Annotated in this window: 16 protein-coding genes and 1 tRNA gene; 13 read left to right on the forward strand and 4 right to left on the reverse strand. The window is 70.4% G+C overall.

The window, feature by feature from the left end; all coding sequences use genetic code 11:
- Nucleotides 1-30 precede the first annotated feature (30 nt).
- From ACQP2O_RS43940 to ACQP2O_RS43965, 6 genes are all read left to right on the forward strand, one after another.
- Nucleotides 31-1,215: an amino acid deaminase/aldolase gene (locus tag ACQP2O_RS43940; RefSeq protein ID WP_433175182.1), complete on the forward strand. Its 1,185-nt coding sequence runs from the start codon at nt 31-33 to the stop codon at nt 1,213-1,215.
- Nucleotides 1,216-1,347: 132 nt separating this feature from the next.
- Nucleotides 1,348-2,466, forward strand: a complete 1,119-nt coding sequence (locus tag ACQP2O_RS43945; protein WP_433175184.1) for a carbohydrate kinase family protein — start codon at nt 1,348-1,350, stop codon at nt 2,464-2,466.
- Between the two features lie 80 nt (nt 2,467-2,546).
- The gene (locus ACQP2O_RS43950; RefSeq protein ID WP_433175186.1) at nt 2,547-3,890 is read left to right on the forward strand and encodes an ABC transporter substrate-binding protein; all 1,344 of its coding nucleotides are present in this window, start codon (nt 2,547-2,549) and stop codon (nt 3,888-3,890) included.
- A complete protein-coding gene (locus tag ACQP2O_RS43955; RefSeq protein WP_433175188.1) occupies nt 3,887-4,789 on the forward strand; it encodes a carbohydrate ABC transporter permease in 903 nt (300 codons plus the stop codon). Before ACQP2O_RS43950 ends, ACQP2O_RS43955 begins: the two co-directional genes overlap by 4 nt.
- Nucleotides 4,786-5,586 carry a carbohydrate ABC transporter permease gene (locus ACQP2O_RS43960; protein ID WP_433175189.1) on the forward strand — a complete coding sequence of 267 codons (801 nt, stop codon included), beginning with the start codon at nt 4,786-4,788 and terminating at the stop codon, nt 5,584-5,586. Before ACQP2O_RS43955 ends, ACQP2O_RS43960 begins: the two co-directional genes overlap by 4 nt.
- A 53-nt stretch (nt 5,587-5,639) precedes the next feature.
- A complete protein-coding gene (locus ACQP2O_RS43965) occupies nt 5,640-8,267 on the forward strand; it encodes a sugar-binding protein (protein ID WP_433175191.1) in 2,628 nt (875 codons plus the stop codon).
- A gap of 72 nt (nt 8,268-8,339) precedes the next feature.
- On the opposite strand, the gene ACQP2O_RS43970 is transcribed toward ACQP2O_RS43965, so the two are convergent.
- The gene (locus ACQP2O_RS43970; RefSeq protein WP_433175193.1) at nt 8,340-8,639 is read right to left on the reverse strand and encodes a DUF3618 domain-containing protein; all 300 of its coding nucleotides are present in this window, start codon (nt 8,637-8,639) and stop codon (nt 8,340-8,342) included.
- A 167-nt stretch (nt 8,640-8,806) separates the two neighbouring features.
- On the opposite strand from ACQP2O_RS43970, the gene bcp reads away from it, so the two are divergent.
- The 3 genes from bcp (at nt 8,807) to ACQP2O_RS43985 (ending at nt 9,880) form a co-directional block, all read left to right on the forward strand.
- Nucleotides 8,807-9,277: a thioredoxin-dependent thiol peroxidase gene (bcp, locus tag ACQP2O_RS43975; protein WP_433175195.1), complete on the forward strand. Its 471-nt coding sequence runs from the start codon at nt 8,807-8,809 to the stop codon at nt 9,275-9,277.
- 39 nt (nt 9,278-9,316) lie between these two features.
- Entirely contained in the window at nt 9,317-9,817 is a 501-nt protein-coding gene (locus tag ACQP2O_RS43980; RefSeq protein WP_433175197.1) for an HNH endonuclease signature motif containing protein, read from the forward strand.
- Nucleotides 9,808-9,880, forward strand: a tRNA-Leu gene (locus tag ACQP2O_RS43985). The genes ACQP2O_RS43980 and ACQP2O_RS43985 overlap by 10 nt, the downstream gene beginning before the upstream one ends.
- A 67-nt stretch (nt 9,881-9,947) precedes the next feature.
- On the opposite strand, the gene ACQP2O_RS43990 is transcribed toward ACQP2O_RS43985, so the two are convergent.
- Complete coding sequence (locus tag ACQP2O_RS43990; protein ID WP_433175199.1) at nt 9,948-10,604, reverse strand: winged helix-turn-helix transcriptional regulator; 657 nt, start codon at nt 10,602-10,604, stop codon at nt 9,948-9,950.
- Between the two features lie 164 nt (nt 10,605-10,768).
- Here ACQP2O_RS43990 and ACQP2O_RS43995 point away from each other — a divergent pair, with 164 nt between their 5' ends.
- A complete protein-coding gene (locus ACQP2O_RS43995) occupies nt 10,769-11,566 on the forward strand; it encodes a maleylpyruvate isomerase N-terminal domain-containing protein (protein ID WP_433191351.1) in 798 nt (265 codons plus the stop codon).
- Between the two features lie 49 nt (nt 11,567-11,615).
- Here ACQP2O_RS43995 and ACQP2O_RS44000 read toward each other — a convergent pair whose 3' ends face one another.
- Entirely contained in the window at nt 11,616-11,849 is a 234-nt protein-coding gene (locus ACQP2O_RS44000) for a hypothetical protein (protein ID WP_433175201.1), read from the reverse strand.
- Between the two features lie 117 nt (nt 11,850-11,966).
- On the reverse strand, nt 11,967-12,479 hold the full coding sequence (locus tag ACQP2O_RS44005) for a hypothetical protein (protein ID WP_433175203.1): 513 nt from the start codon (nt 12,477-12,479) through the stop codon (nt 11,967-11,969).
- A gap of 124 nt (nt 12,480-12,603) precedes the next feature.
- Here ACQP2O_RS44005 and ACQP2O_RS44010 point away from each other — a divergent pair, with 124 nt between their 5' ends.
- The 3 genes from ACQP2O_RS44010 (at nt 12,604) to ACQP2O_RS44020 (ending at nt 15,897) form a co-directional block, all read left to right on the forward strand.
- Nucleotides 12,604-13,290 (forward strand): response regulator transcription factor, encoded by a 687-nt coding sequence (locus tag ACQP2O_RS44010; protein WP_433175205.1) that lies wholly within the window; start codon nt 12,604-12,606, stop codon nt 13,288-13,290.
- Nucleotides 13,287-14,564: a sensor histidine kinase gene (locus ACQP2O_RS44015; RefSeq protein WP_433175207.1), complete on the forward strand. Its 1,278-nt coding sequence runs from the start codon at nt 13,287-13,289 to the stop codon at nt 14,562-14,564. The genes ACQP2O_RS44010 and ACQP2O_RS44015 overlap by 4 nt, the downstream gene beginning before the upstream one ends.
- Before the next feature lie 238 nt (nt 14,565-14,802).
- On the forward strand, nt 14,803-15,897 hold the full coding sequence (locus tag ACQP2O_RS44020) for a hypothetical protein (protein WP_433175209.1): 1,095 nt from the start codon (nt 14,803-14,805) through the stop codon (nt 15,895-15,897).
- The last annotated feature ends 22 nt before the right edge of the window (nt 15,898-15,919 follow it).

Raw genomic sequence — 15,919 nt, forward strand, 5'->3', positions numbered from 1 at the left:
TATTCGTCCGTTCTGTGGCACGCTGCGGGCATGACGCTGCGCGAACGGTACGACATCGCCACATCTCACCTAGAACCCCCGTTCGCCATGGTCGATCTGGAAGCGTTCCGCTCCAACGCGGCCGACCTGACCCGGCGCGCGCACGGCAAGCCGATCCGGGTCGCCAGCAAGTCCGTCCGCTGCCGGGCGCTGCTCGAACAGGTCCTGGCCATGGACGGGTTCGCCGGCGTCATGGCGTTCACGCTTCCGGAGGCGCTGTGGCTGGCCGGCGAGAGGGTCTGCGACGACATCCTCGTCGCCTATCCGACCGCCGACCAGACCGCCCTCGCGCGGCTGGCCGACGACGAGCACGCCGCGTCCACCGTGACCGTCATGGTCGACTGCGTCGAACACCTCGACCTCATCGAGAAGGCGACCGGCGGCCGGACCGTCCGGGTCTGCATCGACATCGACGCCGCGTGGCGCGCGGCCGGCGGCCGCATCCGCGTTGGAGCGCTCCGATCCCCGGTCCGCACGCCGGAGCAGGCCGCCGAGCTGGCCCGGGAGATCGGCCGCCGCCCGGGCGTCCGGCTGGTCGGGCTGATGGCGTACGAGTCGCAGATCGCGGGCGTCGGGGACAACCCGCCGGGAAAACCGCTCTTCTCCCGGGCGGTGCGCCTGATCCAGGCGCAGTCGCGCGTCGAGCTGGCGCGCCGCCGGGCGCTGATCGTCAAGGCGGTCCGGGAGGTCACGGACCTGGAGTTCGTCAACGGCGGAGGGACCGGCAGCGTCGAGAAGACCGCGGCCGAGAAGGCCGTGACCGAGGTGGCGGCGGGCTCGGGTCTATACCAGTCGGTGCTGTTCGACCACTACACGAACTTCTCCGGCAGCCCGGCGGCGCTGTTCGCCCTTCCCGTCGTACGGCGCCCCGCGCCGGGCGTGGTCACCGTCCTCGGCGGCGGCTACCTCGCCTCAGGCGTCGCGGACCGGAACCGGCTTCCGCAGCCGTACCTGCCCGCCGGACTCCGCTTCGACGCGCGGGAGGGCGCCGGCGAGGTGCAGACCCCGCTGCTCGGCAAGGCCGCCGACCGGCTGCGGATCGGGGACCGAGTGTGGTTCCGGCACGCGAAGGCCGGTGAGCTGTGCGAACGCTTCGACGCCCTCCATCTGGTCGACGGTGACCGAGTCGTCGACACCGTTCCCACCTATCGCGGCGAGGGCCGGACCTTCCTCTGACGCGGCTGGTGCGGGAGCGCCCGAGGATCGCCTGAGAGAAGGAAGGGGACTTCGCGTACATTCTCTCGGGAACGCTCCAGCACCGCGTACTGTCGTACGACAGTGATAAATCCCCAATGAAGGGGAGGCGCCGTGGAGCAAGTTAAACCGATGATCGCGCCGCCGGGCCGACCGCCCGAGCCGCGGCTGGAAGATCCGTGCGTCGAGCGGGAGACCGCCGCCGAGTTCCTGCACGGCGGTGCCGGAGGGCTGGACGTCTTCCTGGCCGGCACGGTCTTCATGGACATGATCTTCACCGGCCTGCCGGGGCTGCCACCCCCCGGCACCGAGCTGATCACCGACGGGCTGGGGTCGGCGCCCGGCGGCATCGCGAACATCGCGGTCGCGATGAGCCGTCTCGGGCTGAACGTCGGCCTGGCCGCGGCGTTCGGTGACGACATGTTCGGCGCCTACCTGTGGCGGACCCTGTCCGAGCAGGAGGGCGTGAGTCTCGCCTACTCCCGGCGGCTGCCCGGCTGGCCCACGCCGGTGACCGTGTCGCTGGCGTACGACGCCGACCGGAGCATGGTCACCTACCACCGGCCCATGCCGGTGCTGCCCGAGGCCCTCGTGGGCACCCCGCCCAAGGCCAAGACCTGCTTCCTCGACCTCGCCCACCCGGTGCCGAGCTGGGCCGCGACGATGCGCGAGAGCGGTGCCGCCGTCGTCGCCGACGTCGGCTGGGACCCCACCGAGACGTGGTCCGTCGACGTGCTCGACCGCCTGGAGCTGGTCGACGTGTTCCTGCCGAACGCGGTGGAGGCCATGGCCTACACCCGGACGAGCACGCCGGAGGAGGCCCTCGACGCCCTGGCCGAGCGCGTCCCCGTCGTGGTGGTCAAACGCGGCGGCGACGGCGCGATCGCGATCGACACGACCACGGGCGAGCGCGCCGAGGCGACCGCGCTGCCGGTCAAGGCCCTCGACCCGACCGGCGCCGGCGACGTCTTCGCGGCCGGTTTCGTCTACGGCACCCTCGCCGGCTGGCCCCTGGGCGAGCGGCTGCGGTTCGCCAACCTCTGCGCCGGGCTGTCCGTCCGGCACTTCAGCGGATCGCTCGGCTCGCCCTGCTGGGGGGAGATCGCGGCGTTCGGCGAGTCCGGCGAGGTGCCCGACGAGATCCTGGAGGACTACGCGTTCGTCGTCCCCTTCATCCCCGACTCCTCGGTCGACACGGTCGCCCGGGCCGAGCCGACCGTACGACAGGCGTGATCGTAACGATCGGAGCCACCAGCAAGAAGATCTTGAGAGAAGATCTCGCCGCCGGTTCGGTTGACCGAAGGAGCCCCGCCATGCGGAAACCGTTCGTGGTCCTGACAGCGGCGCTGGTCGCCGTGTCCGCCTGCGCCCCCGGGTCGGGCGGTGGCAAGTCCAAACCGAAGACGCCCTCCTCCGTCAGCACGGACATCGCCAAGGCCGGCCCCGTCACGCTGACCGTCTGGGACCAGGAGGTCCTGGGCGGCCAGAACGAGCAGATGGAGAAGCTCAACGCGGCCTTCCACGCCAAGTACCCCAACGTGACGATCAAGCGGGTGTCGCGGTCCTTCACCGACCTGGAGAAGACGCTGCGCCTCGCGCTGTCCGGCGCCAACCCGCCCGACGTCGTCGAGGCCAACCAGGGGTACGGCATCATGGGCGCCCTCGTGAAGGCCGGCGCGCTCGTGCCCCTCGACCCGTACGAGCAGGCCTACGGGTTCCGTAAGCGCTTCCCCGCCGGGCTGACCCAGCTCAACAGCGTCACCCCGGACGGCAAGAGCATCGGCTCCGGCAACCTGTACGGCGTGTCCATGACCGGCGAGGCCGTCGGCATTTACTACAACACCGACAAGCTCGCCAAGCTGGGCATCAAGCCGCCGACGACGTGGGCGGAGTTCGAGCAGGACCTGGCCACGGCCAAGGGCAAGGGCGAGACCCCGATCTACCTCGCCAACCTGGAGAAGTTCCCCGCCATCCACGAGTTCGGGGTGCTGCTCGGCCAGACGACGGGCAAGGACGCGCTGCGGAACCTGGTGTTCGGCCGCGGCGGCGCGTGGACCGATCCATCCATCGTGCAGGCCGCGCAGAAGCTCGCCGACTGGGCCAAGAACGGCTACTTCCCCTCCAGCGTCAACGCCGGCAAGTACAACGACTCCCCCGGGCCGTTCAGCAAGGGCGAGGGCGTGTTCCTCATCGGCGGACCGTGGTTCGCCGCGGACCTGCAGAAGAAGATGGGGGACAAGGTCCGCTACCTCCTCCCGCCGCCCGCCCAGGCCGGCGGAGCGCCCGCGGCCACGCTCGGCGGCCCCGGCCTGCCCCTCGTGATCACCTCCAAGTCCAAGCACCCCGACGTCGCCGCCGCGTACCTGAACTTCATGACCACCCCGCAGGCCATGGACGTCGTCACCCAGACCGGCGGGCTCGCCGCCGTCGCCCCGGCGAGCGCGCAGCCCACCACCGCGGTGGGGCGCGACCTGTCCGCCGCCTGGAAGACCGCGAGCGACAAGGACATCCTCGTCCCGTACCTCGACTACTCCACGACGACGTTCCTCGACACGCTCGGCGGCGTACTGCAGGAGATCATCGCGGGGCGGAAGACGGCGCAGCAGGGCATGCAGGAGGCCCAGCGCGACTACGCCGCCTTCCTGGCCAAGCGGTGAAGCCCCTGCCCACCGAGAGGGCGGGGGCCGCACCGCCGGGCGAGCCCCGCCGCGTCGGCTACCTCTACGTGCTCCCGGCGCTGGTGGTCTACGCGGCGTTCCTGCTGTGGCCCCTGCTGCACGGCGCGTACCTCTCGCTGTTCCACTGGGACGGGCTCACCGTCGGCACCTGGGCGGGGCTCGGCAACTACACGCAGGCGTTCAGCGACCCGCACCTGCGCGGAACGTTCTGGCACGCCGCCGTGCTCGTGTTCTTCTACGCCGTCCTGCCCTGCTGCATCGCCTTCCTCCTCGTCGCCGTCATGTCCCGGTCGCGGCCGCGTGGCCTGACGTTCTTCCGCACCGTGCTGTTCCTGCCGCAGGTCGTGGCCATGGTCGCGGTCGCGGTGGCCTGGCAGTGGATCTACTCCGACCACGGCCCGATCAACGGCACGCTCCGCCTCGTCGGCCTCGGCGGGCTCGCCCGCGGCTGGCTCGGCGACTTCACCTGGGCGCTGCCGTCCGTCGGGCTCATCGGCACCTGGGCCGAGATCGGGCTGGCCATGGTCCTGTTCCTGGCCGGCGTGCAGAAGATCCCCCGCGAGCTGTACGAGGCGGCGCGCGTCGACGGCGCCGGGGCCATCCGCGAGTTCTTCGCCGTCACGCTGCCCGGGCTGCGGCGGGAGCTGTCGGTGGCCCTGACGCTGACCATCATCGCCGCGCTCCGCAACTTCGACCTGATCTACCTGACCACCGGCGGCGGTCCCGGCGACGCGACCCGGGTCCCGGCGTACGAGGTCTACAACCGGACGTTCAACACCGGCGAGGTAGGGCTGGCCTGCGCCATCGGCATCACGATCGCGATCATCGTGTTCGTCGTGACCGCCGGGGTCGGCCGCCTCGTGGAGGGCCGCGCGTGACACCTACGACCTCCCGCGCCGAGCGCACCACCACGTACGGCGTGCTGATCGTCTTCGCGGTGATCGCCGTGTTCCCGCTGCTCGCGGTCGCCTCCCAGGCGTTCGGCCTGCCGCACTTCTCCGTCGACGCGTTCACCGGGGCGTGGCGGAAGGGGCACTTCGCGCGGTACCTGACCAACAGCCTCATCGTCGTCACCGTGGTCGTCGTCGCCGCCTCGGTGCTGTCGATCCTGGCCGGGTACGCCCTGGGAACGATGGAGTTCAAGGGCGCGACCGTGCTGTTCTACGTGTTCCTCGCGGGGCTCATGGTGCCGACCGAGGCCATCGTCGTCCCGCTGTACTTCGACCTGCGCTCGGTCGGCCTCGACAACACGCTGCCCGGCCTCATGCTGCCGCAGATCGCCCAGTCCGTGTCGTTCGGGGTGTTCTGGATGCGCGCCTACTTCCGGTCCGCGCCCCGCTCCCTCATCGAGGCGTCCCGCATGGACGGCGCCTCCAGTTGGACCACCCTGTGGCGGGTGCTGCTGCCGGTCGGCCGCCCGGCGATCCTCACCATGGTCGTGCTGATCGCCATGTGGACCTGGAACGAGTTCCTGCTCGCCCTGGTCATCATGAACTCCAATGAGGACCTGCGCACCGCGCCGCTCGGCCTGTCGATCTTCCAGGGCCAGCACCAGACCGAATACCAGATGCTGATGGCCGCCGCGCTGATCGTCGCCGCGCCCGTCGTGCTCGTCTACGTCTTCCTCCAACGCCGCTTCATCGCCGGAATGCTCTCGGGGGCGATCAAGGAATAGCAGGTCGGACCAGGCTTCGGCCGGGGACGTTATCCCACAAGGAGTTGACGCCCATGCGTAAAACGCTCGCCCTCTCCCTGACACTCGCTGCGGGCCTGATGGGCCTCGCGCCACCCGCCCACGCCGCCTCGCCGGACCACCCCCGGCCGGGCCGGCTCGACGTCCTCTTCGTCGGCGCCCACCCCGACGACGAGTCCTTCAACCTGTCCACGTACGGGCAATGGCATGAGAAGGCCCACGTCAGGACCGGCGTGCTGACCATCACCCGAGGCGAAGGCGGCGGCAACGCGGTCGGCACCGAGGAGGGCCCCGCGCTCGGCCTGCTCCGCGAGGGCGAGGAACGCGCCGCCGTCGCCAAGGCAGGCATCTCCGACATCCACTACCTCGACAAGGTCGACTTCTACTACACGGTCAGCGACCAGCTCACCCGCGACATCTGGGACCACGACTCGACGCTCGCCAAGGTCGTCCGGCTCGTCCGCGAGACGCGCCCCAAGGTCATCACGACCATGACGCCCTCCCCCATCCCCGGCCAGCACGGCAACCACCAGGAGGCCGGCCGCCTCGCCGTCGAGGCGTACTACCTCGCCGCCGACCCGAAGGCCTTCCCCGAACAGCTCACCAAGGAGCACCTCAAGACCTGGCGCGCCGCCCGGCTCCTCCACCAGGAGCACCTCGTCACGGCCGGCACCGGCCCCTCCTGCGAGACGACCTTCACGCCCACCGACCCCAGCGCCGATGTCTACGGCGTCTGGGACGGCCGCGCCTCCGCGAGCGGCAAGACCTGGGCGCAGATCGAGACCGAGGCCGCACGCCTGTACGCCAGCCAGGGCTGGGCGCACAACCCCGACCCGCCCAGCGACCCGAACAAGATCGGCTGTGACTACTTCACCCTGGTCGACAGCCGCGTGCCGTTCACGCGCGGGAACCACGACCCCCTCGCCGCGCTCGAAGGCGCGACCTACGCCGCCAAGGGCGGCCTGCCCCTGGGCACCGAGTTCGCCCTGACGACGAGCCGCTTCGGCGTCGCCCCCGGCGAGCCGTTCACCGTCACCGCGCACGCCTCCGTCCCCGGACGCGTCGCCCTGGCCCTGCCCGCCGGCTGGACCGCCACCGGCACCGGCACGCTCCAGCACGGCACCGCGGCGTTCACCGTCACCCCCGCCGGAAAGGCCGGACGCGTACGGCTCGGCGCGACACTCACCACTGCCCACGGCACCGGCACCACCGGCCGCGCCGTCGAGGTCGAACCCGCCGTCACCGGCCGCCAGCAGCCCCTCCCCCGCGTCTCCGACTTCGACGCCTGGGCCGCCGCCACCGCCGTCCCGCAGCTCTCCGACCGGGTCAAGCGCGTCCTCACCCTCGCCTCCGGCGGCTCCCGCCAGGTCCGCGTCGACCTCGCCAACACCACCAAGGAGGCCCAGAAGGGCACCGTCGCGCTCAACCTGCCGAAGGGCTTCGCCGCCGACGCCGCCTCCAAGGCGTACACCCTCGCCGCCGGTAAAACCGGATCGGCGACCTTCACCGTGCGCAACACCGACGCCTCACTGCCGACCGCCAACCAGGGCGGCACCGGCGGCGACTACAACTACACGATCACCACGACGTCCTCCGGCGCCCCGGACGTCGCGAACGCCGCACTCGAGCTCGTCCCGGCCACCACCATCCCCCGCGCGACCAAGGAGCCCACGGTCGACGGCAAGGACTCCGCCGCCGAATACCCCGGCCCCACCCTGAACCTGTCCCGGCTCTGGGAGGGCACCGCCTGCGAGTCGGCCGCCGACTGCTCCGCCACCGGCAAGGTCACCTGGTACGACGACGCCCTCTACGTCCTCGTCCACGTCACCGACGACAAACAGGGCAGCGTCCTCGACCCCGCCGACTGCAAACGCCACTGGCGGACCGACTCCGTCGAGATCGCCCTCGACCCGCGCGGCGACGCCGAGAACACCTCCACCACCTTCAAGACCGGCATCCTGCCCACGACCACCGCCGGATCGCCCTGCTTCGAACGCGACGCCGACAACCACCAGGGACCCGGCGCGCAGACCGCCCCCGGCATGAAGGTCGCCTCGGTCGTCGACAAGCCGTACACCGGCTACACCGTCGAGACGAAGATCCCCCTCGCCGACCTGCCCGCCGCCGTCGACCCGGCCCACCTCGGCCTCGACATCTTCATCTACGACTCCGACACCACCGACAAGACCGGCCAGACCCGCATCGGCTGGTCCACCTGGGGCGGCGTCCAGGGCGACCCCTACCGCTGGGGCCTGGCCACCCTCCCCGGCTACACCCCGCCGCCCGGCCGGCCCACCACCGCGCCGCCCCCGGTGATCTCCAAGACCGCGGCGCTGTCCGTCAACTCCCCCCAGTCGATCCTGCAGGCCGCCCGCACCGGCGTCCCCCTCGCCGCCGGACCGGCCGCACCCCGGACCGACACCGCCCGCGTCACCGGGCGGCCCACCGTGTCCGGCGGTACGGTCACCTTCCGGCTCCGCGCCACCGGCCCCGGCACCGCGTACGCCTACATCTGGAACGGAAAGATCCTCGGCTCCACGAAGGTGAACGTCACCGGAGCCGGAACCCGCACCGTCACCGTCCCCGGCACCGCCGGCACACTCACCGTCGCCTTCGACGCCCAGGCCGGCGGCACCGCGAGCACCGCCGTGCCCCTGCGCTGACCCCGAGTCCGACGGAACGACGAAGCGCCCAGGTCTCTCGCGTGAGAAGACCTGGGCGCTTCGCCCGTACGATCAGCGGCTGCGCCGGCGCAGGAGCAGCCGGATCGCGACGGCCGTCGCCACGACACCGGCTCCGATCAGCACCGGACCGGTCAGCGGGCTCCGGGGCCGATCCGGCCCCTCCTTCCGGACGAGCGCGCCGATGTCCTCGGCGACCCGACCGGCCTCCTCCTTGGCCCTCGACATGCCACGCTGCGCGGCGTGCTTGGGGCTCAGCCGGTCGGCGAGCTCGTCGATGCTGCGCGCCAACTCCTCGCGCGTCTGCTCGATGTCCCGCTCAATCGCCGCTGGGTCGCGGGCTCTATCGGCCATGAGGTGTCCTTCCTGCGATCATCATCGGAGTTCGGCGGCGAGGCCCAGGACAAGTCTGTCAGGTGCCGCAGCCGAACATCGCTCCCTGGCCGACTTGTACCCCGATCACGCGCCGTATGCTGCGACACGGGTACGGTTGGACTCAGCTCGACCGGAAGGATGATCTTGTGACGGAGCAGCGACTGGGGCCTGGGGACGTCGCCCCCGAGTTCACGCTTCCCGACGCCGACGGCAACCCCGTCTCGCTGTCCTCTTACCGCGGACGGCGCGTGATCGTCTACTTCTACCCGGCGGCCATGACGCCCGGCTGCACCAAGGAGGCCGTCGGCTTCCGCGACGCCCTGCCCACCCTGGAGGAGGCCGGCGTCACCGTGCTCGGCATCTCCCCGGACGAGCCGGCCAAGCTCGCGAAGTTTCGCGACCGCGACGAGCTGACCTTCCCACTGCTCGCCGACCCCGACACCAAGGTCCTGCAGGAGTACGGCGCGTACGGCGAGAAGAAGCTGTACGGCAAGACCATGGTCGGCGTCATCCGCTCGACCTTCGTCGTCGACGCCGACGGCAAGATCGAGAAGGCCTTCTACAACGTGAAGGCCACCGGCCACGTCGAGCGCATCCTCAAGGAACTCGGCGTCTAAGCCCCCAGGACTGTCCGACCCTGGCGTCACCTTCACGCCATGGTCAACAGAAAGTACCGCCAGAAGTACACTCCGGAGTTGCTCGCGGAGGCCGCCGCCGCCTCGGCGAGCATCGTCGGCGTCCTGCGCTATCTCGAAATCCCACTCTCCGGAGGAGCACACGCGCACATCAGCCGCCGACTCAAGCAGTTCAACATCGATACTTCCCATTTCGGCGGTCAGGCGCAGCGCAGAGGAAAGCCGGCGGCCCATCGTCTGACTCCCGATCTGGTCTTCGTTATCCGTCCGAGGAGCGCAGGGCGGCAGCGAGGGGAAATCCTGCGGCGGACATTAATCGAGACCGGCGTGACCTATCGTTGCGGTAAGTGCGGCCAGGACGAGACGTGGAACGGCAAGCCACTGACCCTGCAAGTCGACCACATCAACGGGGACTACTTCGACAATCGAAAGGAGAATCTTCGCTTCCTCTGTCCCAACTGCCACTCACAGACGCCCACGTTTGCCGGTAGAATGAACGGCAAGAAGTATGCGGGGCCGTAGCCCAATGGCAGAGGCCTACGGTTTAGGTCCGTACCAGTGTGGGTTCGAATCCCACCGGCCCCACATTGCGATGTCTCAGGACATCGGAGACCCTCCGAGCTCACCGGTTCGGAGGGTTTTTGTATTCTTGTCATCGGCGCACGGAGTCTCCGTCATTGGCGCGTCGGGGGTTGAAGAGGGCTCGTACGGCGGCTTCATCGCCTTCGATGGCGACGAACTCAAGGGTGTCGTCGAAGGTGAGCGCACCCGCTGCCAGCCCGAGAACGATCGAGGCGTCAGCGCGCACGACGGCATCGAGGTCGCGACCATCATGCGGGCTCACATCCACGCCCGAGCTCGTCGTCCTCACCTGGAGCAGGCGGCCGTCGACCGCGATCCCCACCGTCGATGACGGGCGTGCGGCCGTCCTGCCGGCGAGTAGGGCCGAAAGAGCCAGAACGAGCCAATCGGCGCGGAAGTGGTCACCGCCCGGTCCGCGTGCCATCAGTGGCGTGGACCAGCGGATGAGGCCGTCGACCGGCTCCCGCAGCTCGGCGCCCCACGGGGTGAGGGCGTACACGATGGCGTTGCCCTCTTCGGCCAGTCGCCGCTCGACCACTCCGGCGGTCTCGAGGTCGCGGAGGCGGTCGGCGAGCAGGTTGGTGGCCACACCGGGGAGCCCGTCGAGCAGCTCGCGGTAGCGGGCGGGAGCGATGAGGAGCTGGCGGACGATGAGCAGATTCCACCGGTCGCCCACGACGTCGAGTGCCCGGGCGAGACCGCAGTACTGGCCGTAGCTTCGACTCATTCCACCCACCAACTTGATAATTTCCAGCTTACCTGACTATATCTAGCACAGTCGGCGAAAGGCGAGCGGCCATGGCCGGCGCGGGAAGGCGAGACTCAGGCTCTGATGCCCAGGAGGGTGCTGACATGGTCCCGACTGTGACGCACGGTGGTGCGCCCGACACGATGGCCCAGGCTCGTGCGGCGTTGCGGGACGTCGTCCCCAGGCTCGTCGCACTTGTGCGGAGCGTCCCCGATGCCGACTCGGCTGCGGTCGGTACGTGGACGGTGGGCGATGTCGCGGCTCATCTGGCTCATGTATTTCGCTTGGACACCGACGCCGTCGCCGGAAGGCCCGTTCCGCACGCCACGGTGACGACGGCGGGAATGGCCGAGGTCAACGCGAAGATGCTGGCCGAGGACGGCGAGCGGGACCCGGCCGTACTCGCGGATCGCATCGGCGCGCTCGCAGACGAGTTCGACGACGTCGCGTCGCGTTCGCGAGCGGCCACCGTCGACTGGCTGCAAGGTGTCCGCCTGCCGCCTTCGGCGGTGGCGTGTCACCTGCTGGAGGAATGCCTGGTCCACGGTTATGACATCGCCAGAGTTACTGGTCGCCCGTGGCCGATACAGCGTCACCACGCTCTGCTCGCGGTCGAGGAAGGCGCGCTTCCGCTCATCGCGGCCCTGCCGCCCGCCGCTTTCTTGAACGAGGAGAAGGCCGGCTCGTATCGAGCCCGGTTCGAAGTGCGCCTGCGTGGAGGTGGACGCACGTTGCTCGTCTTCGACGGCGGTTCGCTGACGCTGGACGCGGCGGGCGCAGGTGACGTTGACGCCCGCGTCTCCGCCGATCCCGCGGCTCTCATGCTGATGTTCATCGGCCGGCAAGGGCAATGGAAACCGCTTCTTGAAGGGAAGCTCGCCGCGTGGGGCCGCCGGCCGTGGAAGCTCGCCCGCATGTTCACCGTCATCAGCCCCCCGTAGCCCCGATGTGATGCCTCAGGACGCCGGTAACCCTTCAGGAGGGGCACCGTCATGAGGCCGGATGACGGCGTTTCTTGGCCTTGTCGATCTGGTCGAGCAGGACGATCGCGGCGCCGATGACGATGGCGGAGACGATCCACCAGTACGGGCCGGGCAGCCGCAGTGGCAGGGCGAGTCTCGGCTTCCAGTCGAAGATCCGGGCGGCGAACGGATAGACGCCCTGGTGGATGCCGAGCCAGAGCACCACGAACGACAGGAAGTCGTAGGACTTGGGATCCTTCATGGTCGTCCATGGTCGCGCGCCGGTGATCGCGCCAGGTAGCGACGATGGTCTACTCGACGGGTCCGAGGGTCTACGCGGCGGCGTCCTCCGGACCGCTTCCCGCGACCGGTGGTCGTGTCAGTGGTCCTGGTTTCCGTCGTCGCGGCGGGGGTGGCGTTCGGACCGGACGACGGCGACCGGGCGTCCGTCGCGGCAGGTGACGACCATGGTCATCTTGCGCCTGCCGGACTCGAACTCGACGAAGACCGTGTCGGCCGGGCCGCGCCGGACGTCACCGGCGCCGTAGCCCTGGGTGGGTGACCAGGACAGCAGGTAGGCGGAGTCGCGTACGCACCGGGCGAGGACGTCACCGCCGCTCGAGCTGAGGCTGCGGACGGTCCCCGCGGGTGGGACGGTGGTCCGCAGAGAGCTCTGCGGCCTGCGGGTGGCGCGGCCGGGGCTCGGGGACGGACGCGGTGTCGTGGGCTCGGGCCGGGTGAGCGCCTCCCGCACCTGCGCGGAGGTCATCGGATCGACGGTCCGGTCGGTGATTCCCTCGCCGAGGACGGAGATGGCGCCGAGGCCGGCGATGACCGCCCCGCTCGCGGTCGCCGTCCAGGCCAGGAGTACGAACGCGGCGCGGTAGAACACTGGACCAAGGGTGCCATGCCGACGGCTAAGGAGCGACTAACGTCGCACTAAGCCATACATAAGACGAACGTTCCAAAAAGCCATGAACTGGGCTTTTCGCAGGTGGACGGTCTAGCGTTGCGCCGTGGCCCAACTGTTGCTCATCGAAGACGACGCCTCGGTACGCAGCGCGCTGGTGCGGGCGCTGTCGGAGCACGGTCACGCCGTGACCTCGGCGCCGAACGCCGTCGACGGACTCCGGCAGGCGATCGGGGACCGCCCGGATCTGGTGGTGCTCGACCTCGGGCTGCCCGATCTCGACGGCTGCGAGGTCCTGCGCATGCTCCGGGCGGTCAGCTCCGTTCCCGTCATCGTCGCGACGGCCCGCGATGACGAGCGGGAGATGGTTCGCGTCCTGGACGCGGGCGCCGACGACTATGTCGTCAAGCCGTTCGGCGCGGGTCAGCTGGACGCACGGATCCGGGCGGTGCTGCGGCGCGGCGAGGAAGGGACGTCCGCGGACGCGTCCGTGCTGGTCGGGGGCCTGCGGATGAATCCGCGCGCTCGTGAGGCGACGCTGGACGGACGTGTCCTGGAGCTGTCGCCGAAGGAGTTCGATCTGCTGCATTACCTGGCCGCTCGCGCCGGGCAGGTGGTGTCGAAGCGGGAGTTGCTGACCGAGGTGTGGCAGGTGCCGTTCGGCGGTGCGGACAAGACGATCGACGTTCACGTGGCCTGGTTGCGCCGGAAGCTCGGCGAGACCGCCACGAACCCTCGCTACCTGCGTTCGGTGCGCGGCTCCGGCATAAAGATCGTCGACCCGTCGCGATGAGGCGCTACATCACCCTCCTCGTCGCCGCCACGACGTCCCTGGTGCTGGTGGCGTTCCTGGCGCCTTTGGCGTTGCTGGTCCGGGACGTGGCGGCGACCCGTGCCGTGGGTTCGGCCACGGTGCGCGCGCAGTCCCTCGCTCCGATGGTCGCGACCGGTGACCGGAGGACGGTGGAGATCACGCTTCAGCAGGCGGCGTCCAGCGGCTATCCGCTGGCGGTCTTCTGGCCGGACGGCACGGGCACGGACCCGTCCGTTCCGCGGGACCCGGCGGTCCGGTTGGCGGCACGTGGCCGCAGTGTGACGGTCGACGCCGCAGGGGGGCGGGAGATCCTGGTCGCCGTGCTGGGCGGGCCGGGCGGAACGGCCGTCATCCGGACGTTCGTGTCCAAGGCTCAGCTGCGGGCGGGTGTGCGGCGGGCCTGGACGATCCTGGCGTTGCTGGGTGCCGGGCTGCTGACGGTGAGCGTGCTCCTGGCGGATCGTCTCGCACATTCCCTGGTGCGGCGGATCGCCGCGCTCGCGGCGCTGTCGCAGCGGCTGTCGCGCGGCGACCTGGAGGCGCGGGTGCAGCCTGGTGGTCCGCCGGAGATCCGCGATGTCGGCGTCGGCCTGAATCATCTGGCGACGCGGATAGCGGAGCTGCTCGCGCGTGAGCGGGAGTCGGCGGCCGATCTGTCCCATCGGCTGCGCACGCCGCTGACGGTGTTGCGGCTGGAGGCCGAGTCGCTGCGGGATCCGGCGGAGGCCGACCGGATCGGCAAGCAGGTCGATGTGCTGGAGCGCACCGTGACGCGGCTCATCAACGACACTCGGCGGCCGGCCCGGCAGGATCGGGCGTTGTGCGACGCCACCGCCGTCGTGTCGGAGAGGGTGGCGTTCTGGTCCGCCCTCGCCGATGAGCAGGATCGTGCGGTGAGTCTGCGGGTTCCCGACCATCCGGTCGTCGTGACGGTCGGTGGCGTGGAGCTGTCCGCGTGCCTGGATGCGCTGCTGACGAACGTCTTCGCCCATACGGCCGAGGGGACCGCCTTCGGGGTGGCGCTCGATCATCGCGGTCCGGTCGCGTACCTCACGGTCGGCGACGACGGTCCGGGATTTCCCGGGCGGCACCTGCTGCGCCGTGGTGCGAGCAGCGCGGCGTCGAGCGGCCTCGGCCTGGACATCGTCCGCCGTACCGCCGAAGCCGCGGGCGGATCCCTGCGTCTGGGCGTCTCGCCGGCGGGCGGCGCGCAGGTGATCGTCGATTTCCGCGTCCTGCAGTCGGGCTCTTAGCCAGGTCTTAGCGTCGCCACAGCGCCGTCTTATCGGCTTTGTCGGCACGCTGGCGCATGGCCGGTGGCACCCGGCCGACCGTCGGGTTCCCCACCGGCGGCGACCTGTCAGGTGCCCCCTTCCGAGAAGAAGGTGGTGGATCCCCGCCAGGCCCCACGGCCCCGAGGAAGCGGAGTGCGGCCCCCGGCTCTCCGCTGACTCGGGGCCGCTCATCGTGCGCGATCGGAAGGGTGACCTGATGCCGCAGTCCCGCCCCGGCGTCGGCTCAGTGTTGCCGGTCGCGAACCGTGTCGCGCGGATCGGCGGCTTCACGGCGGTACTCGTCGGTCTGTCGATCTGCGTCATCGTTCAGCAGGCCGCCATGGGTCCGGCGACCCGGCATCCGGTGCGCGGTCCCGCCGCGTTGAAGAGGACTGCCCAGCCGGCCGTCCGATCCGCTCGCCGGGGGTCCGTGACGGCGCTGGAGCGCGGCGTACGCGCGGTCGTGTTGCGGCAACGCGGCACGATGGTCCGCAAGGCCTTCGGTGTTCAGCGGCTCTCGCCGCCGGAGGTGTCGCTGACCCGCGTCGACGGGACGCGAGGCTGGGCGTTCGGCGGCTCGGTCATCACACCACCGGCGGGTGTGACGGCTCTGCCCGAGACATCGCTGTTCATCGCGGTGCGCGCGCGAGGCCGCTGGGAGGTATGCCTCGCCGGCACGCCGGACTTCACGCGGTTGGTACGGGAGGCACCGGCGACGGTGGTGCGCACGGACGAGAGGCCGTTCCTGGAGCGGTTCGGGGACGCCAAGGCGTCCGGGCACGATGCCACGGCCGACTTGTCACTTCCCTGGCGAACCGGCCAGTCCTGGACGTTGCAGCCGGTCGCCGGCAACGGCGGGCTGCGGTTCAGCGGCGGTGACGGTCGGGTTCTCGCTCCTGCTCCGGGCCGGCTCTACCGGCTCTGCTCGAAGGCACCGGACCGAGCCCTGCTCCTGTTGGTCCACTCCACGGGGCTCGCGTCCGTCTACTACCAGGTGACCCACACCGCCACGGTCCCGGACGGAACCCTCGTACGGCGGGGAACCTACCTGGGAATGACCGGCACCGATCAGCCGTGCGGTGGTGCGCCGGCCGGTGGTCCGGCGGTCGTGCGGTTCGCGCTGCTGAACGCGGGGCGCACGCTGCCCGTGGACGGTGCGCGCCTCGGCGGCTGGGCCGTGCACGCCACCTCGAGCCAGGTCTGGGCCGACCGTGCGGGCCTGCGCATAGACGCGGGCAATCCCCTGCTCAATTTCGGGACGGGGGCCGCGACCGCATCGCCGGTCCCGTTGCCGTCGACCCCGCCAGGCTGAGTCCGGCGCATGGCCGGCCGAT

The organism is Actinoallomurus sp. CA-150999 (assembly GCF_050942425.1).
Classification (GTDB): Bacteria; Actinomycetota; Actinomycetes; order Streptosporangiales; family Streptosporangiaceae; genus Actinoallomurus.

Excerpts from the sequence above, each read along its gene's own strand:
- ACQP2O_RS43950 (WP_433175186.1), top strand. The coding sequence starts at position 2,547 with ATGCGGAAACCGTTCGTGGTCCTGACAGCGGCGCTGGTCGCCGTGTCC.
- ACQP2O_RS43965 (WP_433175191.1), top strand. The coding sequence starts at position 5,640 with ATGCGTAAAACGCTCGCCCTCTCCCTGACACTCGCTGCGGGCCTGATG.
- ACQP2O_RS44015 (WP_433175207.1), top strand. The coding sequence starts at position 13,287 with ATGAGGCGCTACATCACCCTCCTCGTCGCCGCCACGACGTCCCTGGTG.
- ACQP2O_RS43970 (WP_433175193.1), bottom strand. The coding sequence starts at position 8,639 with ATGGCCGATAGAGCCCGCGACCCAGCGGCGATTGAGCGGGACATCGAG.
- ACQP2O_RS43990 (WP_433175199.1), bottom strand. The coding sequence starts at position 10,604 with ATGAGTCGAAGCTACGGCCAGTACTGCGGTCTCGCCCGGGCACTCGAC.
- ACQP2O_RS44020 (WP_433175209.1), top strand. The coding sequence starts at position 14,803 with ATGCCGCAGTCCCGCCCCGGCGTCGGCTCAGTGTTGCCGGTCGCGAAC.
- ACQP2O_RS44000 (WP_433175201.1), bottom strand. The coding sequence starts at position 11,849 with ATGAAGGATCCCAAGTCCTACGACTTCCTGTCGTTCGTGGTGCTCTGG.
- ACQP2O_RS43995 (WP_433191351.1), top strand. The coding sequence starts at position 10,769 with ATGGCCCAGGCTCGTGCGGCGTTGCGGGACGTCGTCCCCAGGCTCGTC.
- ACQP2O_RS43940 (WP_433175182.1), top strand. The coding sequence starts at position 31 with ATGACGCTGCGCGAACGGTACGACATCGCCACATCTCACCTAGAACCC.
- ACQP2O_RS43980 (WP_433175197.1), top strand. The coding sequence starts at position 9,317 with ATGGTCAACAGAAAGTACCGCCAGAAGTACACTCCGGAGTTGCTCGCG.